Raw genomic sequence first — 25,185 nt, 5'->3', positions numbered from 1 at the left:
GCTCTTAAGCGGACCTCAGCCGCGCAGCGGCGGCGCCTCGGGCACCCGGTGCTCGTCGGCGAAACCGGCCACGAGGTCACGCATGGCGTCCTCGGCACTGTGCCGGGCCTCCCACCCGAGCACGTCGCGCGCCCGGTCCGTGCGCATGACGGGCACGCCGGCCGCGATGTCGACCCAGCCGGCGTCGGTCGGCTGGAGGCGCAGTCGCCAGGTGAGCGTGACGAGTCCGCGCACGAGCCGCAGCGGCACGCGGACGGCACCGAGCATCCCGAGGACCCTGGCCATGCACGGTGGGGTGAGCACGGGCGCGGCGGCGATGTTGAACGCTCCGCCGGCCTTCCGGTCGATCGCGCGCCAGTACGCGTCGGCGAGGTCGTCGGCGTGCACGGCCTGGAACACGAACGGGTACGGCAGGGGCAGCACGGCGAACCGCAGCCACCGGACGGCCCGCATCGGCACGAGGTGGCCGAGGAAGAGCCCGCGGATCTCGGCGGCGGCGTCGCGCTGGAACACCAGGCCCGGGCGCAGCCGCGTCACGACGACGTCCGGGTGCTCGCGTTCGAAGACGTCCATCGCGCGCTCGTTCTCGGCCTTGTGGACCGAGTACGTGGCGGTCGGGATGCCGTCGGCGGGCCAGGACTCGTCCACCGGGGTGCGCTTGCCGTCCACGTCCACCCCGCGGTAGGCGCCGACCGACGAGGCGACGACGACCTGCGGGACACCGGCCGCGGCGACGGCGGCGAGCACGTTGGCCGTGCCGGTGACGTCGGTGCGGTGCTGCGCCGGGATGTCGTGCGTCGGCTGCAGCGCCCACGCCAGGTGCACGACGGCGTCCGCGCCGCGGAACACGGCGGTGAGCCGGTCCACGGCGTCGGTCGCGCCAACGTCGACGGTGTGCCAGAGTGCGGCGTCGTAGGGCTGCGCACGGAGGTCCGGCAGTCGTCGGGCGACCCCGACGAGGTCGGCGCCGGCGTCCCGGAACCGTCGGAGCAGTGCGCTCCCGACGTTCCCGGTCGCGCCGACGATGACGACCCTGGTCATGCCGCGGCCGAGGAGCCTGCGGGCAGCGCCGGGTCGAGCACGACCTTGATGCAGCCGTCCTCCTTCTTCTGGAAGACCTCGTACATGTGCGGGGCGTCCTCGAGCGAGACCTTGTGCGTCGTCAGGTCGAGCGTGCCGAGCGGGTCCGAGGGGTCCTCGACGAGCGGCATGAGGTCGTCGACCCAGCGGCGGACGTTGCACTGCCCCTCGCGGATCGTGATCTGCTTGTCGAAGAGCGTCATCATCGGCATCGGGTCGGCCATGCCGCCGTACACGCCACTCAGCGAGACCGTGCCGCCGCGGCGGACCAGGTCGATCGCGGTGTGCACGGCGTCGAGCCGGTCGACACCGGCGGTCTCGATCGCCTTCTGCGCGAGCTTGTCGGGCAGCAGGCCGGCGGCGCGCTGGGCGAACCCGGCGGCCGGGTTGCCGTGCGCCTCCATGCCGACGCCGTCGACGACGGCGTCCGGGCCGCGTCCGTCGGTCAGGTCGACGAGCTCGGCGACGAGGTCCTTCGACAGGTCGAAGGTCTCGATGCCGTACTTCGTGGCGAGGTCACGACGCACCTGCTCCGGCTCGACGGCGAGCACCCGGTAGCCGAGGTGCTTGCCGATCCGGGCGGCGAACTGGCCGACCGGGCCGAGTCCGAGGACCGCGAGCGTGCCGCCCTCGGGGACGTCCGCGTACTGCACGGCCTGCCAGGCGGTCGGGATGATGTCGCTCATGAACAGCCACTGCTCGTCCGCGCCGGTGTGCGGCACCTTGATGGGGCCGTAGTCGGCGTGCGGAACGCGGAGGTACTCGGCCTGGCCGCCGGGGACCTGGCCGTACATCTTCGTGTAGCCGAACAGGGACGCGCCGCTGCCGTACTCGGTCACCTGGGTGGTCTCGCACTGCGACTGCAGTCCGCGCTGGCACATGTAGCAGTGGCCGCAGGAGATGTTGAAGGGGATGACGACGCGGTCGCCGACCTGCAGGTTCGTGACGGCGGAGCCGACCTCCTCGACGATGCCCATCGGCTCGTGGCCGAGGACGTCACCCTTGTCGATGTACGGCCCGAGGACGCGGTACAGGTGCAGGTCCGAACCGCAGATCGCCGTGGAGGTGATCCGCACGATCGCGTCGGTCGGCTCCTGGATGGTCGGGTCGGGAACGGTCTCGACGGACACCTTCTCGGTGCCCTGCCAGGTCAGTGCGCGCATGTGTGCGCTCCTCTCGTCGCTGTCGCGGCCGGACGGGAGGCCCGACTCGCGTCGACCCCATCGGTACGCCTGGCGCCTCGGGGCCGCTCCCAGCGTGGTCCGGTCAGCGCACCGTGTCGGCGGGCCTCAGGCGTGCTCGGGACGGGGCGCGGCATCCGTCGACGTGGCCGGTGCCGAGGGGGCGACCCGTGCCTCCTGGGCGTGGCGGACCTGACGCTCCTCGGCCGCCGCCCGTGCGTCCCGGCGCCGCTCGGTGACGAGGACGGCCGCGAGCGCCAGCGCGGTCAGGACCGACCCGACCAGCAGTGCGGTCGCCGCCGGCGGGACCTGCGCGGCGTCGATGCCGGGCACCCCCTGGCTGAGCATGACGACCGCCTCGACGGACAGCACCGCGGTCGACACGACGAGCACGCCGACCCGGAGCCAGCGCGGCGACCGTCGGATGCCGGACGAGACCCCGACCACACCGGCCGTCCACAGCGAGCCGACGAGCAGGAACCCGATCATGACGACCGAGTGGAGCACCGGGTCGCGGGTCGAGTCCGCCGCGACGGTCCCCGTGTACAGCAGCCACGAGCTGCCGACGGCGAGGACCGCGGCGACCACCGGGAATGCGAGTGCCTTCGTCAGCGGGTTGCCCGCGAGCCGTCCGAGTCGCTGCAACGGCACGGGCTCGAGTGTCCGACGGGCGAGCGTGACCGGCGCGCCGAGGACGAGCAGGAGCGGGGCGACCATGCCGATGACGACGTGCCCGAGGACGTGCGTGGTGAGGTCGTGGGCGCCGGCGTGTCCGAGCGGGCCGACGAGCACCGCGGCCACGGCGAGCAGCGCTGCGATCCACGCGACCGTGCGGGCGAGCGGCCACGGCGGGTTGCCGCGCCGACGCTGACCCGAGGCGCCGACGATGTACACCGCGCCGGCCAGGGTGAGGGCGATGAGGGTGAAGGTCCCGAGCATGCCGCCGTGAGAGTGCACCAGAGGGCTCCTGTCGTCGTCGGTCCATCCTGGCGGAGCAGGGCTCGACGTGTTCGGTGCCTGTCCGCGGAGCGGCGGTGGTCAGCCGCGCAACCGGTCCCGTTCCGCGTCCGGCAGGTGCTCGGTCGCCGTCTCCAGCGCCGCACGCCCGAGGAACCGTCCCTGCCGTTCGAGGAAGGCCACGAGCGCGTCCTGCGACGCCCGTTTCCCCGTCTCACGCAGCACCCACCCGAGGGCCGACTGCACCACCTCACCCCGTTCGCGCACGAGTCGGCCGGCGACCGCCAGCGGGACCTCGGCGTCGCCCTGCTTCGCGAACGCCAGGGTCGCCACGACCGCAGCCCGGCGGACGAGTGCCACGTCGGACTTCGCGAGCGCGAACAACGGCCCGGTCGATCCGCCGAGCAGCGGGGCACCGACGAGCTCCTCGGCCGCGAGGTCGACGAGTGCCGGGTCGTCGAGCCGCTCCGCCCGCAGGGCCGACAGGTACTCGTCGGTCAGCTCGGGGTCTGGGTGGGCACGGGCGGCCTGCAGGAGCAGCACGACCGCGACGAGCCGACCGCCCGGGTCGTCGCTCCAGAGCAGTGCCGACCGCTCCGCGGGGCCGAGGTCCGCGTACCGACGAGCCACCCGGCGCGCGGCCGCGACGTCGCCGTCGGTGCGTGCGAACGCGACGACGACGTCCTCGGCGGTGTCCGTCACGACGCGCGCCAGGAGCGGGTCGCCGACGGACCGGGCGCGACGGACGAGGTGGCACGTGTCATCACCGTCCACGATACGGCGGCGGTGCCCGGGCGCCGCTGACGACGCCGACCGGACGGGCCGGCGGTCGTCAGCGGAACGCGAGGATCGTCAGCGGGTCCTTGAGCGTGCCGTTGACCCGCGTCTCGACGTGGACGTGCGGCCCGGTGGACTGCCCCGTGTTGCCGGACTTGCCGATCTCCTTGCCGACCGAGACGATCTGGTCCTTGCTGACCCCGATCGTGCTGAGGTGCGCGACCAGGACGGTGGTGAGCCCGTAGGTCACCACGACGTAGTTGCCGTAGCTCGCGTGGTTCCGGACGACCGTCGTCACACGGCCGTTGCCCGAGGCGTACACCGGCGTGCCGACCTTCACGGGGGCGTCGGTGCCCTGGTGGTAGCGCGGGACGTGCCCGGCGCCGCGGTCGTCACCGTAGCGACCGGTGATGGTCGTGCCGTTCACCGGCCACCGCAGTCCGGTGACCGCCTTCGTCGACCACACGCGGGTGTCGGACTTGCCGTACAGGACGACGTTCGAGTCGAGCTGCACGAGCAGCTGCCCCGGCCCCTTGCGTGACGTGTGCGACGCCCAGAGCGCTTTCCCGCCGCCCTTCGGGTAGATGACGAGGTTCCCGTCCGCCTGCACCGCGGTGGTCGCACCGGGCCGCCCGGCGGTCTTCGACGACCAGGTCACCGCGCCGTTGACGTGCTGCACGAGGTTGCCGTCGCTCTGCATCGTGAGCGTCTGCTCCCGCCCGGCACCGGAGCGCAGCACCGTCTCGGGCAGGATCGTGGTGCCGGCGGGCACGCGGCTCTGGAACGTCAGCAGCTTCCAGGTGATCCTGTTCGCGGTGTCGAGCAGGCGGAGGCTGCCGTCCCCTCGGACGCCGAGGTTCTTCGTCGGCGACTTGGTCGGGCCCCACTGTGCCAGGAGCCTGCCGTTCTTGATGATCGACAGCGGCCCCTCCTTCTGCACCACCGCGACGGCGCCGTACTGGTCCGGGGTGTTCGACGCCCAGAGCACGACGTTGCCGATGCCGTACTCGACGAGGTTGCCGTCCCCCTGCATCACCAGGCGGAACTGCCCGTTGCCCGACGTCACCTGGTCACCCGCGCGGAGGGTGGTGCCCGCCGGGACGGTGCCGGTGTAGGTGGTCGCTGCGTGTGCCGGTGTCGCGACCGCGACGAGTCCCGCGGCCGCGATCGCGACGGCGGTGACGGCCGCGGCGAAACGCGATCGTGCCCTGATCATGGTGAGTCCCTGCTCGTGGTGCTGGTCCACCGCGGGCGCCGAGCGCCGGCGCGGTGCGTGTCCGGAGATGTGGCGCGTCCCTGTTCGCGCCGACGGTCAAGGCTCGCAGGGACGGCGGATGAGGGCCATCCCCGCGAACGGGGGCATGCGAGGCCGGTGACGGGTGTGCAAGCGGGTGCCGTGCCGGAGGGCGCGGGACAGGATGGGTAGATGCAGACCGCCCCGTCCCCTTCCCCCGCGTTCGTCCCGCCGTCGCCCGACCGCACCCGTCCGGACCTGCAGGGCACGTTCGGCATGACCGCGTCGACCCACTGGCTCGCGACGGCGACCGCGCAGTCGGTGCTGGAACGGGGCGGGAACGCCTTCGACGCCGCCGTGGCGGGCGCGTTCGTCCTGCACGTGGTCGAGCCGCACCTGAACGGCCCCGGCGGTGACCTGACGGCCGTGTTCGCGACGGTGGACGACCCGTCCCCCGTCGTGCTGGTCGGCCAGGGTCCCGCGCCGGCGGGGGCGACGCCGGAGCACTTCCGCGCCGAGGGGCTGGACCTCGTGCCCGGTGCGGGTGCCTTGGCAGCCGCCGTCCCGGGCGCGGTCGACGCCTGGCTCCTGCTCCTCCGCGACCACGGCACCTGGGAACTCGCCGACGTGCTCGCGCCGGCCATCGGCTACGCGCGCGACGGCCACCCGGTCAGCGCGGGGGTGGTCCGCACCATCGAGGCGGTCGCCGACCTGTTCCGGCAGCACTGGCCCACGTCCGCCGAGCGGTGGCTGCCGGGAGGCGCGGCTCCCCGCACCGGGGACGTCGTCCGCAACGAGGCGCTCGCCTCGGTCCTCGATCGGCTCGTCGCGGCGGGCGGCGCACCGGGCGCGGACGCGGTGACCGACGGGGCTCGGGCCCGGCGGATCGACGCCGCCCGACGGGAGTGGGCGGAGGGGTTCGTCGCGACCGCGGTCGACGCGTTCGTCCGCCGGCCGCACCGCCACTCGTCCGGCACCGACCACGCTGGCGTCATCCGAGCCGCCGACATGGCCGGGTTCCGGGCGTCCAACGAGCCCGCGACGACGGCGGAGTTCCGCGGACACACGATCGCGAAGACCGGGCCGTGGGGGCAGGGTCCGGCGCTCCTGCAGGTCCTGCGGATGCTCGAGCCCCTGCCCGACGAGCGTCTCGACCCGTCCACCGAGCTCGGCGCGCACACCGTGGTCGAGGCGCTGAAGCTCGCCCTCGCCGACCGAGAGGCGTTCTACGGCGACGGCACGGTCCCGCTCGACGTCCTGCTCGCCGACGCCACCGTCGCGGAGCGTCGGGCGCTCATCGGGGACACCGCGTCGGCCGAGTTCCGCCCCGGCCACGTGCCGGGCGTCGACCCGGTCCTGCCGCCGCTCCGCACCAACCACGACGTGACCGGTGCGGCCGGGGTCGGTGAACCCACCGTGCCCGGTGCACGGGTGACGTCGCCTGACGAGACCGCTGCCGAGGTCCCGGTCGAGGACCGCGGCGAGCCGTTCGTCGCGCCCGACGGGGACACCCGCGGCGACACGTGCCACATCGACGTCGTGGACCGCTGGGGCAACATGGTCAGCGCGACGCCCTCGGGCGGGTGGCTGCAGTCGTCACCGACGATCCCGGAACTCGGGTTCTGCCTGGGCACCCGCCTGCAGATGACGTGGCTCGAGGAGGGCACGGCATCGACCCTGCGCCCCGGCGAGCGCCCGCGCACCACGCTCACCCCGACGCTCGTCCTGCGCGACGGTGTCCCGGTCGCCGCGCTCGGCTCCCCCGGGGGCGACCAGCAGGACCAGTGGCAGCTGCTGTTCCTGCTCCGCTGGATCGTCGGCGGGTACACGCCGCAGCAGGCGATCGACGCCCCTGCCCTGCACACCACGTCGTTCCCGGGGTCCTTCTGGCCGCGGACGTGGGAGCCGGCGGGCCTGGTGGTCGAGGACCGGCTGGGCGACGAGGTGATCGCCGGCCTGGAGGCCCGTGGTCACGTCGTCAGGCGTGCCGGCGACTGGAGCCTGGGCCGGCTGTGCTGCGTCACCCGGGACCCGGAGACCGGGGTCCTCGGCGCGGCCGCGAACTCCCGTGGCGCCCAGGGGTACGCGGCGGGGCGTTGAACGGCCGGGTCCGGCATCCTGCGCCCCGGCTGTGGATCGGTTGCGAGAACGATCGTTCTCCGGTTGACTCGGCATCGAGGGTCACATCCGGCCCGCACCCCGAACGAAAGGAGCGGCCATGCCCACGCGCACCGCACGCACCGCCTGGAACGGCGGCCTCAACGACGGTTCCGGCCAGGTCGAACTCTCCAGCTCGAAGGTCGGCACGTACGACGTGTCCTTCCCGAAGCGCGCCGCCGACGAGGCCGGTGGCACCACCAGCCCCGAGGAGCTCATCGCCGCAGCGCACTCGTCCTGCTACGCCATGCAGTTCTCCGCGATCCTCGGCGAGGCCGGAGGCACGGTCGAGTCGCTCGACGTCAAGGCCGACGTCTCGCTCGGCCCGGACTCGGCCGGCGGCTTCAAGCTCACCGGCATCGTCCTCACCGTCTCCGGCGAGGTCTCCGGCATCGACGAGGCGGCCTTCCTGAAGGCCGCCGACGAGGCCAAGGCGACCTGCCCGGTCAGCAAGGCCCTCACCGGTGTCGACATCGAGCTGCACGCCACGTTCGAGCAGTAAGCACCGAGCACGCTCCTGACGCAAGGCCCACCCACCGGGTCGGTGGGTGGGCCTTGCGTCCGTCTCCCCGGTGACGGGATGCACAATGGTCCGATGGCCGAACCGCTCCTCCCCGGCCCGCGACCGGGCCGTCCACCCCGACCGCACTCCAGGGCCCGGAGCGTCGCCCAGCACGACATGCGCGACGTCCGCGCCCGACTGCGCGGCACGATCTACGAACACGTCGAGCCGGACACCCGGTCGCTGCGGGAGCAGTACTCCGCCCGGCAGATCGTCGACTTCTGTCTCGACCTGGCCGAGGTGATGCTCGCCTCCGGGGCCGACACCCGGAGCGTCGAGATCGCCGTCATCGCGGTCGCCACGAAGTGGAACCTCGCACCGCTCGACCTCGACTTCTCCGGCAGCGCCGTGACGATCCAGTACTCCCCCACCGACGGCCCACCGCTCGTCAAGGTCCGCAGCACCCGCTCGGACGGCTCCGACCTCGCCCGCCTGGCGTGGGCGAACCAGATCGTCGACGACGTCATCCACGACGACCGGGACATGACCAGCGCCGTGAACGCGCTCGTGGCGGTGCTCCGGATGCCGCCGCGGTGGCCGATGTGGCTCGCCGACGTGGGGTTGTCGGTCCTCGGCACCTCGATCGCCATGCAGGCGGGCGGTGGCTGGCGGGCCGGCCTCGGGGCGTTCGTCCTCATGCTCGGCATCATCGTGTCCGGGCGGTGGCTGACCGGGCGGGGCTACCCGCAGTTCTTCGTGTCCGGCGCGCAGGGTGCCGTGGCGTCGGTGATCGGCACCCTGGCGATCGGGGCCGGCGTGCTCACCCCGACCGGGGCGGCGACGATGGTGGCCGCGCTCGTGGTGCTCCTGCTCCCGCACGTGCAACTCGTCACGTGGGCGCAGGACGCGATCTCGGGGTTCCGCGCGATGGCCGTGGCTCGGGCCTTCACCATCGGCATGCTCATCGCGGCGATCGTCGTGGGGGTGCCGGCCGGCATCGCGCTGACCCACTGGCTCCGGCTCGAGGTCGACCCGTCGGGCATCGTCACCCAGGCCCTGCCGCTCTGGGCCTCGCTGTCCCTGACCGTGGTGTCCGCCGGGGCGAACTGCTTCGTGCAGCAGGCGAGCGCGCGGGTGATCCCGGTCGCCGTGGTGCTCTCGGTCGCGGCGGGGGCGGCGCTCTGGCAGCTCAAGGCGTTCGGGCTGCCGTTGCTCGGGGCGACCTTCGTCGCGTCGGTACTGCTCGGCGTGCTCTCGACCTACGCGGCCGTGCGGATGCGGACCGCCGTGGCGGCGATCGCGGTGCCGGCGTTCTGTGGTGCACTGCTCCCCGGTGTCGCGGTGTCGAACGCACTGCTCAACGTGATGAGCGGGTCGTCGAGCTCGGTGCTCGACTTCGGGTCGGCCGTGACCGTCGCGCTCGCGATCGGCGCCGGACTCGTCCTCGGCGGGCTGTTCGCGACGCCGGGTGCCCGCCGAGCGCTCCGTCGCGGTCGTCGGGTGGAGGTGCACTCGGTCCACAGCGACACCACCGCGATGCCGGTCATCCGCGACTCGGGCTACGACCCCGGGAACGGGTCCGTCCCGCGCTGGTGACGCGCCCGCGCTGCCGCCGGAGACCGCGTCACGCAGCCGAGCCTCGCTCCGGCGGACATCGTTCGGGCTCCTGGCCACGGGACCTGTCCGCCAGCGCGAGGCTCGGCGCGGGCGTGGCCGCTAGCTGGCGTCCGAGACCGCACTGGAGACGGCGGTCGGGGCGTCGTACTCGCCGTCCGGGATCGCACGGAGCGCCTCGAGCACGTCGTCGGGAGCGTTCTCCTTCTCGGCGGTCGACACGACGTCGTCCTTCGAGGCCGGGTAGTCGATGCCGCTCAGGTACTTCTGGATCTGGATGGGGTTCGGTGCTGCCACGATCGGTTCCTTCCGTTGGGCCTCCCGGCCTACCCGGGCGCACCTCGGCACCGACCCAGCGGGTGCGGCCAGCGGCCAGCGCCCACTCGCGTCATGCGACGGACGTCAGGCCGACCAGTTGTCGTCGTCCGACCAGGACACGTCGGACCAGGTCGACAGCCGGCGCTGCGCGTGGGCCTCGTACCGTTCCATCCAGCCGCGCTCGAGCCGCGCCACCGCACGGTCGAAGGCCGCCACGAGGTCGAGTTCGCTGCGCAGGAGCGCCTGCAGCTGCAGCCCCTCGTACAGGGCGATGAGCTGCTCCGCCCCACGGCGCGGGTCCATCGTGTGCGGTGCACGCCCGACGGCGATGTCGTGCTCGAGGCCGCGCTTCACCTGCGCGAAGAAGAGCTGGTAGCGCGAGCGGAGGTACGTCGACATCGGGTGCTCCGGGTTGCCCGCGACACTGAGGAGCGCGACGAGCAGGCGCATGAGCGCCGGGTCCTCGGCGTTCGAGGCGACGATCGCGCGGAGGAGGTCGACCGTGCTGCCGTCGCCGACCTCGCGGGTGACCTCGTCCATCCGGGCGCCGTTCCAACGGTCCACCGCGGCCAGGACGAGTCCGTCCCACGAGGGGAAGTGCTGCTGCAGCTCGTACGTGCTGATGTCGAGGCGCTCGGCCACGTGCTCGGGACGGGCCTCGTGGAACGGGACGTCACGGAGCAGGTCGACCGTCGCCCCCACGATCCTGATCCGCAGGTGCAGGGTCGCCGCAGCCGCAGCGGCAGCCATCGTGTCGGCGCTGGTGTCCTCGAGCATCGTGCCCTCCGTGTCCGGGACGCGCACGGTCAGGTCGTGGCCGGAGCGTCCGGGGGTGCGGACGTCCTGTCCGCACGTCGATCCTCCCGTAGATCCGGACCGGCGAGCATCCCCGGTACGGGGGTCGGCAGGATGGGGGACAACGGAGTACGCGACCGAGGCACTCCGGGCGCGTGCGTGTCCCGGCCGGATGTGTGACGATGCCGCCATGTCCCCGAACGACTCCACCGCCCACGGGCTCGCGACGATGGCCTCCGCCGGCTTCGAGTTCGGCAGCACGCCCGAGCAGGTCGCGCACGATGTCCGCACGATGTGGGAGTTCCTCGGCCGGCCGGACGGCGCGTTCGAGGCCGCCGCCGCCGCGATCGCCGTCCTGCCGCAACGACCCGAGGTCCCGGTCGCGCTGCAGGCCCGGCGCCGCGAGTTCGAGCAGGCCGTCGGCATCAACCCGGTCGAGGTCGAGTTGGCGGCCGCCCTCGCGGCCCGGGAGCTCCTCGAGACGATGGCGCGGACCTGCGGGACGCGCTGACCGCGTGACGGGAGGCCCGTGGCTGGCGAGCCACGGGCCTCCCGTCCGTCACGGCGTGACCGCCGGAGCGCTGACTACGGCGTCGGCATGCCGCCGTCGACGTGCAGCGTCTCGCCCACCACGTAGGAGGACTCGCCGCTGGCGAGGAACACGTACGCCGGCGCGAGCTCGGCGGGCTGGCCCCAGCGACCGAGGTAGGTCTGCTCGCCGGCGGAGGGCAGCGCCTCCGGCGGCTGGCCGCCGGCCGGCTGCAGCGGGGTCCAGATCGGGCCCGGGGCGACGGCGTTGACGCGGATGCCCTTCGGCGCGAGCTGCGCGGCGAGGCCCTTGGCCAGGTTGTTGACGGTCGCCTTCGTGGCCGCGTAGTGCACGAGGTGCGGCGACGGCGCGTAGGCCTGGATCGACGTGGTGTTGATGATCGTGGAGCCCGGCTTCAGGTGCGGGACGGCCGCCTTCGTGATGCGGAAGGTGCCGTAGACGTTCGTCTTGAACGTCTCGTCGAACTCGTCGTCGGAGATCTTCGTGATGTCGTCGACGTTCTGCTGCTTGCCGGCGTTGTTGACGAGGATGTCGAGGCCGCCGAGCTCCTGCACGGCCGTCTCGACGAGCTGCTCACAGAACGACAGGTCGGTGATGTCCCCGGGGATCGCGACGGCCTTGCGACCGGCTGCCTCGATGAGGCCGACGATGCGGTCGGCGTCCTCCTGCTCCTCGGGCAGGTAGTTGATCGCCACGTCGGCACCCTCGCGGGCGTAGGCGATGGCGACGGCGGCGCCGATGCCGGAGTCGCCACCGGTGACGAGTGCCTTGCGGCCCTCGAGTCGTCCCGAGCCGCGGTAGGTGTCCTCACCGTGGTCGGCAGGCGTGTTCTCCGCCATCTCGGCGTCGGTGCCGGCACCCTCGAGGTACTGCTCGTCCGGCTTCTTGTCGGCGTAGAGCTTCGTCGGGTCCTGCATGGTGTACTGGTCGATCCGCTGGTCCGTCATGCGCCAGACGGTACGCAGCCGGGCACCCGCTCCCGTTCAGGCGGATGTCCCCCGCCGCGCACTCCGGATGGACCCCGACGGAGCCGGCCGGGGTCCCGCCGATCAGACGGGTCGGTACACCGAGATCGGCGGGGCGTCGTCGCCCTGGTCCTCCGCGTCGCCGGTGCGCGTCCAGGTCCGGCCGTCGTGCTCGAGGGAGTCGGGCAGGTCCCCGTGCACGATCATCCGGACGGGCGGCGCATCGCCGTCGATGAGGTCGACGCCGTGCGCCGCGTTGTCCCCCGTGCTGTCCACCACGTACTCCGCCATGCCGACGACGCTACGCGAAGCCGGGCGCGTGTGGTCGGGGGACCCCCGGGGCCCGGTGCGTCGCGCCTCCCGTCCCGGCACTCCGGGGAGGGTGACGGCGTCCCCACCGGAAGATCACGGTCCGGTGACGGTGCGGCCCCGTTTCGGTAACACCCGTCGTGCACCGGGGCACGGGCAGCTAGCGTCGAGCGAGTGACCCCCAGGACCGTGATGGCGATCGGCGCCGTGGTGCTCGCCCTCGTGGCGGGTGGCGCGTCGGTCGACCGCCTGCCCGGTCACGACGAGGACCGAGCGGCAGCGGCCGAGCCCACCTCGACGCCGACCCCGGTCCCGAGCTGGCGCCCCGTCTCCGCGGCAGCGCTGCGCACCGTCGACGCCGTCGAGCTGGGTGCCGAGTCCATCGTCCTGCGCTCCGACGACCGCACCGTGTCGGTCGTGTCGATGCGCGACGCCAAGCACACCGTCGGGGTCCTCAACCGCCTGCTCGGGACACCCGCGCGCACGCAGACCGCGGTCGGCGATGCCGGCCGGTGTGTCCCCGCGAGCACGACCTCGACCTGGGGCGGCGCACTCCGCGTGGCAGCGCTCCGCGAACCCGCGGCCGCCGGCAACCGGGTCGAGATCCGGATCCTGCGCGACCACGTCCGGTCACGCCTCGGGTCGCCCGTCGAGCTGTCCGGCCCGGACGGGGTGCAGGTCGGCGACGACGTCCGCTCCCGCATCGAGCACGCCCCGGCGGACGAGCGTGAGTCACTCGGGTCCGAGGACGCCGAGGCGTGGCAGCTGCTGCTCGCGCCCGGATGGCCGTCCGACCACGACGATGACGGCGACAACGGCGTGTCCGTCCTGACGCAGGAGTCCACCGTGACCGTCATCGGGTCGCCGATGCCGGTCCACGCGACACGGACCTGCTGACCGGACCGATCGAGGGCCGGTCCGGTCCCATCCGGTCGGGGCGGGCCGGTGGGGCTCAGACCCGGATCGTCGCCACCACCGGGAAGTGGTCGCTCGCGAACCAGGTCTCGGGCCCGTCGTGGTCGATCACCACGCGGTCGACGCCGGCGACCCCGCGGGTGAGCACCCAGTCGATGCGCTCCCCACTCGCCACCGGCGGCTGCCACTCGTTGTACGACGCCGTCCGGTCGTCGGGGTCCCCGGCCACGGCCCACGCGTCCGTGTAGCCGGCGTCGGTGAAGACCTGCGCGGCAGCACCCGCCCCGAACGGCTCGTTGCAGTCCCCCGCGAAGAGCACCGGCCCGTCGACGACCGACAGCCGCTGCACGATGAGCGCCGCACTGCGCCCGCGGACCTCGTCGCCGTGCGGGCCCCGCTCGTGGTCCATGTGGGTGGTCAGCAGCGTGAAGGTCGGACCCTCCGCATCGAGGAACTGCACGTGGTTCGCGATGCGGGGGTACAGGCTGCCCCACGTGTTCGAGACCGGCTCGTCGGGGGTGTCCGAGAGCCAGAACGAGCCGGAGTCGGCGGGACGGAAGCGGTCGCGGCGGTAGAAGACGGCGGGGTGCTCGCCCGCGGTGCCGCCCTCGCGCCCCTGACCGATGTCGGCGTGGTCGGGCAACCCGGCCCGGAGGTCGTCCATCTGGTGGTCGAAGGCCTCCTGCACGCACACCAGGTCGGGGTCGTGCCGACGGATGAGGTCGAGCACGACCGGCCGACGGGCGGGCCAGTCGTGCGCCGGGTCCGGGTTCTTGATGTTGTAGGTCATGAGGGTGATCGGGCGCGCGGTGCTGGTCACCCCTCGAACCTACCCGCGCGCACCCGGGCACTGCCGCCCGCCGTCCGTCGCGGGCGAGCGCTAGTTGATGCAGACGCCTTCCTGGCCGTACTCGTGCACGGCCGTGGACGAGGGGCTCGGCTCCGCTGCCTCCGACGACTGCGGCGCCTCGGCCTCCTCGGATGCCTGCTCGGACGGCTGCGCCGGGGCCTCGGGCTGCGCCGCCGCCGAAGCGGTGGGCGTCTTCCCGTCCGTGCCGAGGACCAGCGTGACGCCCTGCACCGTGGTGCTCTGGACCGGCACCGCGCCGGGGACGACGGCCGCGACGGCCTTGGCCTGGGCCTCCTGGCCGACCGGGTACTGCACCATCGTCGTCGCCGTCGTGTCCGAGGACCCGGGTGTGGCGACCTGGAACCCGCGCGCGGTCAGGACCTCGCTCGCAGCGGCCGCCGCACCGGTGACACCGCTGCCGTTCGACACCGTGACGGACACCGACGCGGGGTCGGCGGCCTTCGCCTCCGTGTACGCCGGCGCCTCGCCGACCAGGCCCTGCACGAACGCGGGCATGCCGACGGTGTCGACCTCGACCACCGACAGCGCGTACCCGTTCGGGTAGACCGTCGGGGTGCCGAGGATCGGGATGGTGGCGGACTTGATGTTCGACGGACGGAGGTTGCTCATCTGCCGCGCGAGCGAGAGCAGGTCGAGGCCCTGGTCGGTCTCGACGGAGTCACCGATCGCGTCGATGATCTTGGTGGTCTTCACCGGGTTGAGGAGCGTGCCGGCCGACAGGATCTTCCGCGCCTCCTGCGACAGGAAGTACTGCTGGCGGACCTGGCGGTCGAGGTCGCCGTTCGGCAGGCCGTGACGCTGGCGGACGAAGGACAGGGCCTGCTTGGCGTCGAGCTCCGACACCCCGGCGGGCAGGTCGACGCCCGAGTACGAGTCCTTCGCGGCCTGGTTGAGGCAGACGTTCACCGGCCCGAGCTGCTTGACGATCTCGTAGAACCCGAGCAGCGACACCCGGACGTAGTGGTCGATCGTCAGACCGCTGAGGTCCTGGATCGTCGCGATGAGCTTCTTCGCGCCGCCGCTGTCACCGCCACCGTCGAGGGTGCCGTAGTGGAACGCACTGTTGAGCTTGCCCTTGCCGACGCCGGGGATGTCGACGTAGGAGTCCCGCGGGAACGAGATCATCGTCGCGCTGCGGCCGTCGGCGGCGATGTGCAGGACGATCATGGTGTCGGTGTTGGTCGCACCGCCGTCCGACTCGGTGCTCAGTTCGGCGAGCTGTTCGGGGGTGGCGTTGTCCGGTCGGTGGTCGTCCCCGACGAGCAGGATGTTCATCGCCCTGCCGTCGACGTCGTCCTCCGCGGCGGGCGCGCTGCCGATCGCGTCCACCTTCGTGACGCTGCTCGCGAGACGGTTGTACGCGTACGCCGCGTACCCGCCGCTCAGCAGCACGGCCATCGTGAGGACGCCTGCCACCGCGGGGAGCACGATCCCCCAGTGGCGCTTCCGGCGCCCGTGGCGGGGCGGCACGGCGCGGTCGGCACGGCGCGGCCTGGTCTCCTCGGGTGCGTTCGTCACGGGGAGAACCATAACGGTGGGGCACGCGGATGACATGGATTCCGGCTGGACGCAGCTGGACGGACCTGTACGGATCCCTCCGGGAGGCCCGGCCCACCTCCGCCGCAGCGCGCCCGTGCGCACATGGTCGCCCAGTACGGTCGCATGGTGCTCCTGTCCGTCCTCGCCGTGTGCTGCGCCCTGGTCGCAGCGCTCCTGGTCGGGAACGGTGTCCGCGCCCTGCGCCGCGGCGCCCGCAGCCTCACCCGGCTCCTCGCCCTGGTGGTGGGGGTCGCGCTCCTGGCGCTCGACGCCCTGGTCGTCGTGCTCGCAGGCCTCGGCACCCCGGTCAGTTCCGCGGCCCTCGTGCTCGTCGTGGCGGTCGCCGGGTACGTCGCCGCCGCCTTCCTCGTGTTCCTCGGGGCGGCCGTCGCCTACGGACACGTCCGCGTGACGGAGCAGGCCGAAGCGGTCGTCGTCCTCGGGTGCGGGCTCGTGCACGGGCAGGTGTCGCCGATGCTGCGGTCCCGGCTCGACCGTGCGATCGAGGTGTTCCGCCGGTCGGACGCCGCCGGCCGCACGCCCGTGGTGGTCGTCTCGGGCGGGCAGGGGGACGACGAGGACCGGACCGAGGCGGACGCGATGGCGGAGTACCTCGTCGACCAGGGCCTCCCGTCCGGGCTCGTGCACCGCGAGCCGCGCTCCCGGAACACCCGCGAGAACCTCCGGTTCTCCCGCAGGGTCCTGCACGACGCCGGGATCGGCGGGCGGACGCTCGTCGTGACGAACGACTACCACGTCATGCGCACCGCGATCACGGCTCGGCGCGCGGGGCTCGATGCCCGCGTGCTCGGGGCGCCAACCGCGCGGCAGTCGGTCCCGAGCGCGTTCCTGCGGGAGTTCGCCGCCGTGCTCGTCATGCACGCGTGGTGGCACGCGGGCGCCGTCGCGGCGATCGTCGCGCTGTGGGCCGCCGCACTCGTGACCGGCGCGCTGCCCCGCTAGTCCGGCTGCGGCACGGTCAGTCCCGGCTCGGCAGCAGGTGCGCGGCCTCCATCGCGAGCTCAGCGGCGATCGGGTCCTGGGCGACGACGGCGTCCCGGAGTTCCCGGATGCGGGGCGCGACCACCTCGGGCGGGACGACCTCGGCGATCTCCGGGACGCGCAGCTTGTAGGCGAGGCCGTCGGTGGTCGACCGGCAGAGCTGTTCGAGCGACGCGTTGCCGCAGGCGTCCGCCCACATCGAGTAGATGCCGGCGCCGTCGTGGGCGATCTCGGCCTGCTGCCCCTTGCCGAGTCGGGTGAGCACGTCGTCGAGCGTGCCGACGACCCTGCGGCGCTCGGCGTCGGTGAAGCGCGGCACGGCGAGCCGGACGACACCGCCGTAGATCACACCGAGGGTCTGGTAGGCGTCGAGCAGCTCCGCTGCCGACGGCGATGCGACCCGGGTGTACCGGTTCGGGGCCATCTCGATGAGTCCGGCGCGGGCGAGTTCGGCCAGCGCCTCGCGGATGGGGGTGCGGGAGACGCCGAGCCAGGCGATGAGGTCGTCGTCGTTGAGTCGTTCGCCGGGCTCGAGCGTGCCGTCCATGATCGCGGTCCGGATCTTGTCCTGCACGGTGTCGCGGAGGAGCTTGCGCTCGGCGGCGGGCTGGGTCGAGGGGACTGGCATGCGATCAGCGTGTCACATGTCACGGGGTCGGCGCGAGAGGCGCGAGGGCCACCAGGCCCGGCGGTCCAGGTCGAGCACGAGCGCCGGGACCAGCAGCGATCGGACCACGACGGTGTCGAGCAGGACGCCGAACGCGACGACGAAGGCGATCTGGACGAGGAACAGGATCGGGATGACCCCGAGTGCTGCGAAGGTCGCGGCGAGCACCACCCCGGCCGAGGTGATCACCCCGCCGGTCGCCCCGAGTCCGCGGAGCACACCCTCCCGCGGGCCGTGGCGGAGGGTCTCCTCACGCACGCGTGTCATGAGGAAGATGTTGTAGTCCACGCCGAGCGCCACCAGGAAGACGAACGAGTAGAGCGGCACGGCGGGGTCCGCGCCGGGGAACCCGAGCACGTGGTCGAACACGAGCGCCCCCACGCCGAGCGCGGCCGCGAAGGACACGATGACGCTGCCGATGAGCACGAGCGGCGCGACGACGCTCCGGAGCAGCAGCATGAGGATGAGCAGGATCACGGCGAGGACGACGGGGATGATGACGGTCCGGTCGCGGATGCCGGTGTCGTTCGTGTCGATCGCCGTGGCCGTCACGCCACCGACGAGGGCGCCGGGGTCGACGCGCTCCACGGCGGTGCGGAGCTCGCGGACGGTCTGCTCGGCCGCCGTGGAGTCCGCCGGGTCGGCGAGGGTCGCTTCGAGGAGCACCTGACCGCGGGACACGGTCGGCCCTGGAGCGGGCACACCGGAGGGGGCGCCGGCCGCGCTGCCCGCCGCGACCGGGACGGAGCCGGACGGCGAGTCCTGCGCAGCAGCGCTCACGGCGTCGACGCCGTCGACGTCGGCGACCGCGTCGGCGAGTTCGTCGATGCGGTCGGCGTCACCGAGGACGAGCGCGGGGCTGCCCGAGCCGCCGGGGAAGTGGTCGGCGAGCACGGTCTGGCCGTCGCGCGCCGGTGACTGCCCGATCACGAGGTCGCTCTGCGGCACACCGTCGGCGCGCAGGCCGATCAGTCCGGTGCCCATCACGAGGAGTCCGACCGTGCAGACGACCCAGACCGTCCGGGAGCGCCCGCCGACCAGCCGACCCACGCGCGCCCAGAGCCCGCGTGCGTCCGGTCCGGTGAGCACCGGGTGGGCGCTGCCGAACGCGGGACGGAGCGGCCAGAACGCGGCACGGCGGAAGCAGAGCAGCAGCGCGGGCAGGAGGGTCAGGGCGGCGAGCACACTGGACACGATGCCGATCGCCGCCACCGGCCCGAGCGCCTTGTTCGAGTCGAGGTCGGACAGCAGGAGGCACAGCACACCGACGACGACCGTGCCGCCCGAGGCGATGACCGGCTCGAGGGAGCCCCGGAGCGCGGCCTTGGTCGCGTCCCACCCGGTGCGGTGGTCACGGAGGGCCTCGCGGTACCGGGACGTGTAGAGGAGCGCGTAGTCGGTCGCGGCACCGATCACGAGGATCGAGAGGATGCCCTGCACCTGCCCGTTCACCGTGACGACACCGGCCTTCGCGAGCGCCCACACGACGAGGATCGACGCGGTGAGGGCGAACACGGCCGTGGCGAGCACGAGGAACGGCAGCAGTGGCGACCGGTAGACGACCACCAGGATGACGAGCACCGCGGCGAGCGCGACACCGAGCAGCAGCCCGTCGATGCCCGCGAACGCCGCGGTCAGGTCGGCGGTGAAGCCCGCCGGTCCGGTGACGTGCCCGCTGAGTCCGTCCGGCAGTGCGGCGTCGAGGTCCGTGCGGATCGCGTCGACCGCGTTCCCCGGCTCGGCGGCGGCGGTGAGCGTCGCGACGATCTCGACCGCGTCGCCGTCCGCGCTCGGGATGGCGGGGCTGACCTGGTCCACGTCGTCGCGCTCCCCGAGTGCGTCGGCGACCCGTTCCGCCGCGGCGCCGTCGCCGGGGCGGAGCCCCCCGTCGCGCTCGAGCACGATGATCGCCGGCGCACCGGTGGCGTCGCGGAAGTCGCTGCTGCGGTCCTGCACCGCGGTCGCGTCGGCCGACGCCGGCAGGAACGAGGTCTGGTCGTTCGTCGAGACCTCGGAGATGCGGCCGGCGAAGGGGCCGCCGATCGCGGCGACGACCAGCCACGCGAGGACGACGAGGGCGGGGATCGCGATGCGGAGGAGGCGGGACACGACGGCGAGCGTACACGAGTAGTCAGCATGCTGAACACTCTGGCGCACCAGGTCGTCCGATGCCCCCACCGTAGACTCGCCGCATGGAGGACGAGCCCGCGCAGTGGCCGATCGGACGACTGCTGGCCGCAGCGGCACGGGCCGTCGAACGCGAGTGGGACGAACGACTCCGGGCCATCGGACTGCCCCATGCGGCGCTCATCGCACTCGACATCGCGCTCCGCAACGGTCCGACGGGCGCCGACGTCATCGCCAGGACGGCCCGCGTGCAGCCGCAGACGATGTCACGGACCCTCGAGCGACTCGAGCGTGACGGGATGATCGAGCGCGGTCCACACCCCGCCGACGGACGGCGGCGCGTCGTGACGGTGACCGAGCACGGCCGCACGATGTGGGACACCGCGAAGCACATCGAGCGCGAGGTCCTGCCGGACGACCCCGACCTCCGGCGGCGCCTCAGCGCGATCCTCGCAGGCGCCGGGCCGTCGAGACCGGACGACTGACACCTGGCGCTGGTATCCGATATGTGAGACGCTGGATGGGTCGGCATCAGGGCCGACCTGTCTCCAGGGAGTCCCATGTCCGGTCGCCGGGTCGCTGCGCCGCCCGCTCACCGAACCGCGCCGTCCGCTCGACGCCGACCAGCGTGGCTGACGGCGGTCCTCGTGGCCGCCGGGTCGCTCACCGCCGTCGCGGTGGTCCTCGCCGTGGTCGTGAGCACCTTCATCGGCGGACTCGCGCAGCGGTACGACGCCGGGCGCACCGTGCTGGACGACACCTTCCCGACCGGCGACCGACCGACGGACGCCGACGACGCGGTCGACGTCCTGCTCATCGGGTCGGACTCGCGCGCACACCTCGACCCCGAGCACGACGGGACGATCGGCGGCCGCTCGGACACCCTGATGCTCGCGCACATCGCGGGCGACCGGCGGCACGTCTCCCTCATGTCGATCCTGCGCGACTCGTGGGTCGACGTCCCGGGCCACGGCAGGGCGAAGATCAACGCGGCGTACGCGTGGGGCGGTGTGCCGTTGACCGTACAGACCGTGGAGCAGCTGCTCGACGTCCGGATCGACCACGTGGCCGAGATCGACTTCGCCGGGTTCGCCGGCATGACCGACGCCCTCGGTGGTGTCACCGTCCGGTCCCCGGAGGCCTTCGACGCTCGCGGACACCACTTCGCGGCGGGGCCGAACGAGCTCGACGGAGCGGAAGCGCTCACCTTCGTGCGCGAGCGGTACGCCTTCGCCGACGCCGACCACACGCGGGTCCGGAACCAGCAGGCCTTCATCCGCGGACTCCTCGAGAAGGTGCTCTCGCAGGGCACCCTGACCGACCCGGGGGCCCTGCAGCAGTTCGTGACCTCGACGAGCGAGTACCTCTCCGTCGATCCCGGTCTCACCTTCGGGGCCGTCGTCGACCTGGGTTGGTCGCTCCGCTCCGTCCGACCGCAGGACCTCGAGACGTTCACGCTGCCGACCGCCGGCGGTGGCACCAGCCCCGACGGGCAGGACTACGTCGAGGTGGACCGAGGGGAACTCACCGCGCTGACGATCGCCCTGCGCTCTGATGACGTCGACGGCTGGCTGGCCCACCACCGGACGGGCGCGGTCAGCGCTCGGGGCTGAGCACCGCCGGCGACCGGAGCCCCACGACGAAGCGCCCCACGACCGAGGTCGTGGGGCGCTTCCGATCGGCTGCGCGACGCTTGGGCGTCAGGCCGGGAGCTGCAGGGTCTGCCCCGCGTAGATGAGGTTGGCGTCGTCGATGGTCGACGTGTTCGCCGCCCACAGCTGCTTCCAGCCCCCCTCGATGCCGAGCTTCGTCGCGATGGTGTCGAGCGTGTCGCCGGACACCACCTTGACGGTCTTGCCGCTCGTGGCCACGGCGGCCGGCTTGCTCGAGGTCGCCGACGGAGCCGGCGTGCTCGGAGCCGCCTGCTGCGCGGGCGCGGCTTGCTCGGCGGGAGCCGCCTGCTGGGCGGGGGCCGCCGGTGCCGCCGGGGCGGGTGCCGAAGCGGCCGGCTGCTGGACCGGTGCCGGGGCCGCACCGCTGGTGCCGCTCAGGCCCAGCTTCGCGGAGCAGGCCGGCCACGCGCCCCAGCCCTGCGTGGCCAGGACGTTCTCGGCCACCGCGATCTGCGTCTCACGGCTGGCGCCCGCCGGGCTGCCGGTGCCGCCGTTGGCGGCCCAGGTGCTCTGCGTGAACTGCAGGCCACCGTAGTAACCGTTGCCGGTGTTCGTGGCCCAGTTGCCGCTGGACTCGCAGGCTGCCAGGGCGTCCCAGGTCGAGCCGTCGGCCGCGCTGGCCGGTGCAGCCGCGAGACCGACGCCCGTCGCGGCGATGCCGGCGAAGGCGAGTCCGCCGACGAGGGCGCGGGTTCGGGTGTGGTTCTTCATGTCGTTGCTCCACCGGGGTCGCGTCGTCGTTCCCGACGCGGCTGCCCACCCCGACCGATCGCGGTCAGTCTGATGGTGTCGCCGGGGGCAGCCTCCGCGCCGGCGTCACGGTCGGCCACCATAGGAAACTCTGGCTCGTTATCAAACTGAGACAAATGGTTCTGCCCGTCAGTGGTATGTACCCCTCGCCCCTCGACGTCTGCCTCGATCGGCACGCCTGCGGCGATCGGCACGTACCCGGGTACACGACCTTCCGAGTTCCCTGGCAATCCGGCTGCGGGCGGTACCGGACCCCGACGGGAGGGCCGTGACCGGCCCGCACCGCGCCTCCCGTCCGTCAGTCCCGCGAGAGCAGCGTGACGGCCTCGAGGTGCCCCGTCTGCGGGAACATGTCGAGGACGCGGGCCCGCCGCAGCCGGAACGACGGCATCGCCGCGAGGTCGCGCGCGAGGGTCACCGGGTTGCAGCTCGAGTAGACGACGTGACGGACGTCCGACGTCTCGAACCACCCCGACAGCTCGGCCCCGATGCCGCGCCGGGGTGGGTTCACCACGACGAGTTCCGGCGTCGAACCGGGCCGCGTGCGCAGGGCGTGCGCGGTGGCGTCGTCGGCGGCGAACCGGACGTCGGACAGGCCCGCCTCGCGCGCGGACTGCTTGGCGGACACGATGGCCTCACGGCTCGTCTCGATCCCGGTGACCGCGCGGCCCGGACGAGCGGCGTGCAGGGCGAAGCCGCCGACGCCGCAGTACAGGTCCCACATCGACACCGGGTCGACCTCGTCGATCCACGACGACGCCTGGGCGTACAGCTGCGTCGCGACGGCGGTGTTCGTCTGGAAGAAGCTCTGCGGGCGCAGGTGCATCGTCACCGGACCGAGGCGCATCGGGAGGGTCTGCTGCTCGGTGAGGACGACCTCCCGGTCCCCCTCGGTGACGGCCTTGTGCTCGGGCAGCAGGTTCGCCGTCACGACGACCGCCTGCGGCAGGACCCGTCGGAGCGCGTCGAGGTGCTCGCGCAGTCGCGGGAGCTGCCCCTCGGAGCGGAGGACGAACCGCACCATGAGCTCGGCGTCCGGCGACTCGGTGACGAGCACGTACTTCAGCTCGCCCCGGCGCTGCCGGACGTCGTAGGGGATGAGCCCTGCCGACGACACGAAGTCGGCGAGCACGGGGAGCGCGCGCTGGATGCCCGGTGTGCAGATGCCGCAGTGCCGCAGGTCGACCCCGCGCTGCCGCTCGTCCAGGATGCCGACCGTCGGGTGCTGCACCGAACCGCCGACGACCATCTTCGCCTTGTTGCGGTAGCCGGACTCGGGGCTCGTGACCGCCGGCAGCCATTCGACCGCCCCGGGGCCGCCGGCCGCTTCGACCGCGTCGTGGAGGAGCTCACGGGTGCGGAGCTCCTTGTCGAGCACCTGGTCGCCGTAGGGCTGGCCCATCAGGGTGCACGACCGGCACACCCCGCGGTCGAAGTAGTCGCACTGCATGGCCGAGCCAGGATACGTCAGCGGCGGGCGGCGTCCCGGGTCGTGGTCCGGATGCGGTGCACCGAGGTCGTCGCGGTGACGAAGAGGGTGCGGCCGTCGTCGCCGCCGAAACAGAGGTTCGCGACGACCTCGGGCACGGGGACCGTCCCGATGCGCGTGCCGTCCGCGGTGTGCACGAACACCCCGACGGCGGAGGACGACCACAGCCGGCCCCCCTCGTCGACGCGGATGCCGTCCGGCACACCCTCACCCGGCGCGAAGCGCACGAGGTCGCGGCCGTTCTTGACCCGGACGCCGGGCACGCCGGGAGCGGCGTCGCCGTCCGTCACCACGTCGTAGGCCCGGATCACCGGCCGGGCTCGGTCGGAACTGGCGACGTAGAGCACCCGCTCGTCGGGCGAGAAGGCCAGTCCGTTCGGTTCGTCGACGTCGAGCACGACCGGCCGGAGGTCCTCGCCGTCCGGCCCGCAGCGGAACACCCAGTGGTCGCCGTACTCCCGCGCGCCCGGGTGTCCCTCGCGCGGCTGCGTGATGCCGTACGCCGGGTCGGTGAACCAGACGCTGCCGTCCCGCGTGACGACGACGTCGTTCGGGGAGTTGAAGCGGACCGCACCCCAGCTCGTGGTCACCGGCGTGACGGTGCCGTTCCGGTCGCGCTCGACGCGCCGGAGCCCGTGCGAGCACTGCACCACCGAGCCGTCGCGGTCGAGCGTCCGGCCGTTGGTGAACTCGACCCCCGTGGCGTACTCCGTGACGGCGCCGTCCGCCGCCGACCACTGCAGGACACGGTCCCCGGGGATGTCGGACCAGCGGAGCGTGCGGGTGGCGGGGATCCAGCAGGGCCCCTCCGCCCACGTGCTGCCGGTGTCGAGCGTCTCGAGCGCGGTCGGGTCGGGGACGAGGTCGGTGAGGCTCGGCGCGGGCACGGTTCTCCTTCGGACACGGACAGTACGGCCACGCTACGGGCCCGACTCGTCGACCCCCCGCGGAATGGGCGGTCCGAGCCGCGCGGGACGGGCGGCTCGATCAGCTCGGTGCGGGCGGCTCAGGCCGCTGCCGCCGCCTCACCGCGTCGGCGCAGGGCCTTCTCGACCGCCGAGATGCCGAGCCCGAGGAGGATCGAGGCCACGACCGCCAGCACGGTCACGAGGAACGGCCGGTCGCGGCTCCACCCGCCGGTGGCCGCCGCGATGCCGACGCAGTAGGCCGCCCAGACGACGTCGGCGAGCAGGCAGCTGAGCAGGAAGCGCCGGACGTCGAGACCGCTGTCGGCGCCGACGAGGTTCGTCGTGAGCCGTCCCATCGGGATGAACCGACCGAGGACGGCGATGCGACCTGGGGCGGCGCGGTACCGCTCGTCGATCGCCTCCCGTGCCTTGCTGACCTTCGGCCGGGTGAACCACGACCTCGAGCCGAGGTCCGCGGATCGCGCCAGGTGGTAGAGCCCGAGGTCCCCGAGCACCATGCCGATCGTCGCCGCGACGACGAGGAACACCACCGGCAGGAGGCCGCCGTCCCCGCCGACCAAGAGCGTGCCGATCGCGACGACCATCGCCTGACTGGGGAGGAACACCGCGACGCTGCCCACCGCGAGCACGAGTCCGACGGCGAGGAACGCCCACGGGGTGCCGACGAGCTGCAGCACCATCTGTTCTGCTGCGTCCACCGGTCACCTCCACGGCACGCCGAGCGCGCACCGCTGACGATCATCCCAGGTCCCGGCGCTCGACGGGTCGGCCGACCGCCGACCTG

25 protein-coding genes are annotated in these 25,185 nt (G+C 73.0%); 8 read left to right on the top strand and 17 right to left on the bottom strand.

All coding sequences use genetic code 11. The features are described from left to right. Nucleotides 1-15 precede the first annotated feature (15 nt). The 5 genes from DEI83_RS12415 to DEI83_RS12395 form a co-directional block, all read right to left on the bottom strand. On the bottom strand, nucleotides 16-1,041 hold the full coding sequence (locus tag DEI83_RS12415) for an NAD-dependent epimerase/dehydratase family protein (RefSeq protein ID WP_111082263.1): 1,026 nt from the start codon (nucleotides 1,039-1,041) through the stop codon (nucleotides 16-18). Further along, entirely contained in the window at nucleotides 1,038-2,243 is a 1,206-nt protein-coding gene (locus tag DEI83_RS12410; RefSeq protein WP_111082262.1) for a zinc-dependent alcohol dehydrogenase, read from the bottom strand. The genes DEI83_RS12415 and DEI83_RS12410 overlap by 4 nt, the downstream gene beginning before the upstream one ends. A gap of 126 nt (nucleotides 2,244-2,369) precedes the next feature. After that, complete coding sequence (locus DEI83_RS12405; RefSeq protein ID WP_146241630.1) at nucleotides 2,370-3,218, bottom strand: cytochrome c oxidase assembly protein; 849 nt, start codon at nucleotides 3,216-3,218, stop codon at nucleotides 2,370-2,372. A gap of 81 nt (nucleotides 3,219-3,299) precedes the next feature. Then, entirely contained in the window at nucleotides 3,300-3,992 is a 693-nt protein-coding gene (locus tag DEI83_RS12400) for a DNA alkylation repair protein (RefSeq protein ID WP_181431212.1), read from the bottom strand. Between the two features lie 58 nt (nucleotides 3,993-4,050). Further along, nucleotides 4,051-5,211 (bottom strand): peptidoglycan DD-metalloendopeptidase family protein, encoded by a 1,161-nt coding sequence (locus tag DEI83_RS12395; protein ID WP_146243336.1) that lies wholly within the window; start codon nucleotides 5,209-5,211, stop codon nucleotides 4,051-4,053. A 210-nt stretch (nucleotides 5,212-5,421) separates the two neighbouring features. Between DEI83_RS12395 and DEI83_RS12390 the strand changes: the two genes are divergently transcribed. The 3 genes from DEI83_RS12390 (at nucleotide 5,422) to DEI83_RS12380 (ending at nucleotide 9,484) form a co-directional block, all read left to right on the top strand. After that, nucleotides 5,422-7,329, top strand: a complete 1,908-nt coding sequence (locus DEI83_RS12390; RefSeq protein ID WP_111082258.1) for a gamma-glutamyltransferase family protein — start codon at nucleotides 5,422-5,424, stop codon at nucleotides 7,327-7,329. 118 nt (nucleotides 7,330-7,447) lie between these two features. Then, nucleotides 7,448-7,888 carry an OsmC family peroxiredoxin gene (locus tag DEI83_RS12385; protein WP_110825588.1) on the top strand — a complete coding sequence of 147 codons (441 nt, stop codon included), beginning with the start codon at nucleotides 7,448-7,450 and terminating at the stop codon, nucleotides 7,886-7,888. 93 nt (nucleotides 7,889-7,981) lie between these two features. Then, a complete protein-coding gene (locus DEI83_RS12380; protein ID WP_111082257.1) occupies nucleotides 7,982-9,484 on the top strand; it encodes a threonine/serine exporter ThrE family protein in 1,503 nt (500 codons plus the stop codon). A gap of 120 nt (nucleotides 9,485-9,604) precedes the next feature. Here DEI83_RS12380 and DEI83_RS12375 read toward each other — a convergent pair whose 3' ends face one another. Continuing rightward, entirely contained in the window at nucleotides 9,605-9,799 is a 195-nt protein-coding gene (locus DEI83_RS12375; protein WP_110903840.1) for a DUF2795 domain-containing protein, read from the bottom strand. Between the two features lie 105 nt (nucleotides 9,800-9,904). Then, a complete protein-coding gene (locus DEI83_RS12370) occupies nucleotides 9,905-10,597 on the bottom strand; it encodes a TetR/AcrR family transcriptional regulator (protein WP_146241626.1) in 693 nt (230 codons plus the stop codon). 208 nt (nucleotides 10,598-10,805) lie between these two features. Between DEI83_RS12370 and DEI83_RS12365 the strand changes: the two genes are divergently transcribed. Next, nucleotides 10,806-11,126, top strand: a complete 321-nt coding sequence (locus DEI83_RS12365; RefSeq protein ID WP_111082255.1) for a hypothetical protein — start codon at nucleotides 10,806-10,808, stop codon at nucleotides 11,124-11,126. A gap of 74 nt (nucleotides 11,127-11,200) precedes the next feature. Here DEI83_RS12365 and DEI83_RS12360 read toward each other — a convergent pair whose 3' ends face one another. After that, complete coding sequence (locus tag DEI83_RS12360; RefSeq protein ID WP_111082254.1) at nucleotides 11,201-12,112, bottom strand: SDR family oxidoreductase; 912 nt, start codon at nucleotides 12,110-12,112, stop codon at nucleotides 11,201-11,203. 102 nt (nucleotides 12,113-12,214) lie between these two features. Next, nucleotides 12,215-12,421 (bottom strand): hypothetical protein, encoded by a 207-nt coding sequence (locus DEI83_RS12355; protein ID WP_111082253.1) that lies wholly within the window; start codon nucleotides 12,419-12,421, stop codon nucleotides 12,215-12,217. Between the two features lie 192 nt (nucleotides 12,422-12,613). On the opposite strand from DEI83_RS12355, the gene DEI83_RS12350 reads away from it, so the two are divergent. Continuing rightward, nucleotides 12,614-13,336, top strand: a complete 723-nt coding sequence (locus tag DEI83_RS12350; RefSeq protein WP_146243335.1) for a hypothetical protein — start codon at nucleotides 12,614-12,616, stop codon at nucleotides 13,334-13,336. 55 nt (nucleotides 13,337-13,391) lie between these two features. Here DEI83_RS12350 and DEI83_RS12345 read toward each other — a convergent pair whose 3' ends face one another. Beyond that, nucleotides 13,392-14,174, bottom strand: coding sequence for an endonuclease/exonuclease/phosphatase family protein (locus tag DEI83_RS12345; protein WP_111082251.1), 783 nt, complete (start codon nucleotides 14,172-14,174; stop codon nucleotides 13,392-13,394). Nucleotides 14,175-14,234: 60 nt separating this feature from the next. Further along, complete coding sequence (locus tag DEI83_RS12340; protein ID WP_258371188.1) at nucleotides 14,235-15,743, bottom strand: LCP family protein; 1,509 nt, start codon at nucleotides 15,741-15,743, stop codon at nucleotides 14,235-14,237. Nucleotides 15,744-15,866: 123 nt separating this feature from the next. Here DEI83_RS12340 and DEI83_RS12335 point away from each other — a divergent pair, with 123 nt between their 5' ends. Continuing rightward, nucleotides 15,867-16,727, top strand: a complete 861-nt coding sequence (locus tag DEI83_RS12335) for a YdcF family protein (protein WP_111082249.1) — start codon at nucleotides 15,867-15,869, stop codon at nucleotides 16,725-16,727. Between the two features lie 16 nt (nucleotides 16,728-16,743). Here the strand turns inward: DEI83_RS12335 and DEI83_RS12330 are convergent, their stop codons facing one another. After that, a complete protein-coding gene (locus DEI83_RS12330) occupies nucleotides 16,744-17,394 on the bottom strand; it encodes a GntR family transcriptional regulator (RefSeq protein ID WP_111082248.1) in 651 nt (216 codons plus the stop codon). Between the two features lie 12 nt (nucleotides 17,395-17,406). Next, on the bottom strand, nucleotides 17,407-19,542 hold the full coding sequence (locus DEI83_RS12325; RefSeq protein WP_111082247.1) for an efflux RND transporter permease subunit: 2,136 nt from the start codon (nucleotides 19,540-19,542) through the stop codon (nucleotides 17,407-17,409). A gap of 83 nt (nucleotides 19,543-19,625) precedes the next feature. Between DEI83_RS12325 and DEI83_RS12320 the strand changes: the two genes are divergently transcribed. Further along, complete coding sequence (locus DEI83_RS12320; RefSeq protein WP_111082246.1) at nucleotides 19,626-20,045, top strand: MarR family winged helix-turn-helix transcriptional regulator; 420 nt, start codon at nucleotides 19,626-19,628, stop codon at nucleotides 20,043-20,045. Between the two features lie 162 nt (nucleotides 20,046-20,207). Next, nucleotides 20,208-21,173, top strand: coding sequence for an LCP family protein (locus DEI83_RS12315; RefSeq protein WP_181431210.1), 966 nt, complete (start codon nucleotides 20,208-20,210; stop codon nucleotides 21,171-21,173). 87 nt (nucleotides 21,174-21,260) lie between these two features. Here DEI83_RS12315 and DEI83_RS12310 read toward each other — a convergent pair whose 3' ends face one another. The 4 genes from DEI83_RS12310 to DEI83_RS12295 form a co-directional block, all read right to left on the bottom strand. After that, nucleotides 21,261-21,944: a transglycosylase family protein gene (locus DEI83_RS12310; protein ID WP_111082244.1), complete on the bottom strand. Its 684-nt coding sequence runs from the start codon at nucleotides 21,942-21,944 to the stop codon at nucleotides 21,261-21,263. 337 nt (nucleotides 21,945-22,281) lie between these two features. Continuing rightward, complete coding sequence (gene rlmC, locus DEI83_RS12305) at nucleotides 22,282-23,433, bottom strand: 23S rRNA (uracil(747)-C(5))-methyltransferase RlmC (protein ID WP_111082243.1); 1,152 nt, start codon at nucleotides 23,431-23,433, stop codon at nucleotides 22,282-22,284. Nucleotides 23,434-23,450: 17 nt separating this feature from the next. Then, nucleotides 23,451-24,359, bottom strand: a complete 909-nt coding sequence (locus DEI83_RS12300) for an SMP-30/gluconolactonase/LRE family protein (RefSeq protein ID WP_111082242.1) — start codon at nucleotides 24,357-24,359, stop codon at nucleotides 23,451-23,453. Between the two features lie 119 nt (nucleotides 24,360-24,478). Then, the gene (locus DEI83_RS12295) at nucleotides 24,479-25,099 is read right to left on the bottom strand and encodes a DedA family protein (protein WP_146241624.1); all 621 of its coding nucleotides are present in this window, start codon (nucleotides 25,097-25,099) and stop codon (nucleotides 24,479-24,481) included. Nucleotides 25,100-25,185 lie beyond the last annotated feature (86 nt).

The organism is Curtobacterium sp. MCBD17_021, assembly GCF_003234525.1.
Lineage (GTDB): Bacteria > Actinomycetota > Actinomycetes > Actinomycetales > Microbacteriaceae > Curtobacterium.
The sequence above is the reverse complement of the archived record's forward strand: the minus strand, read 5'-3'. Positions and strand labels throughout refer to the sequence as shown.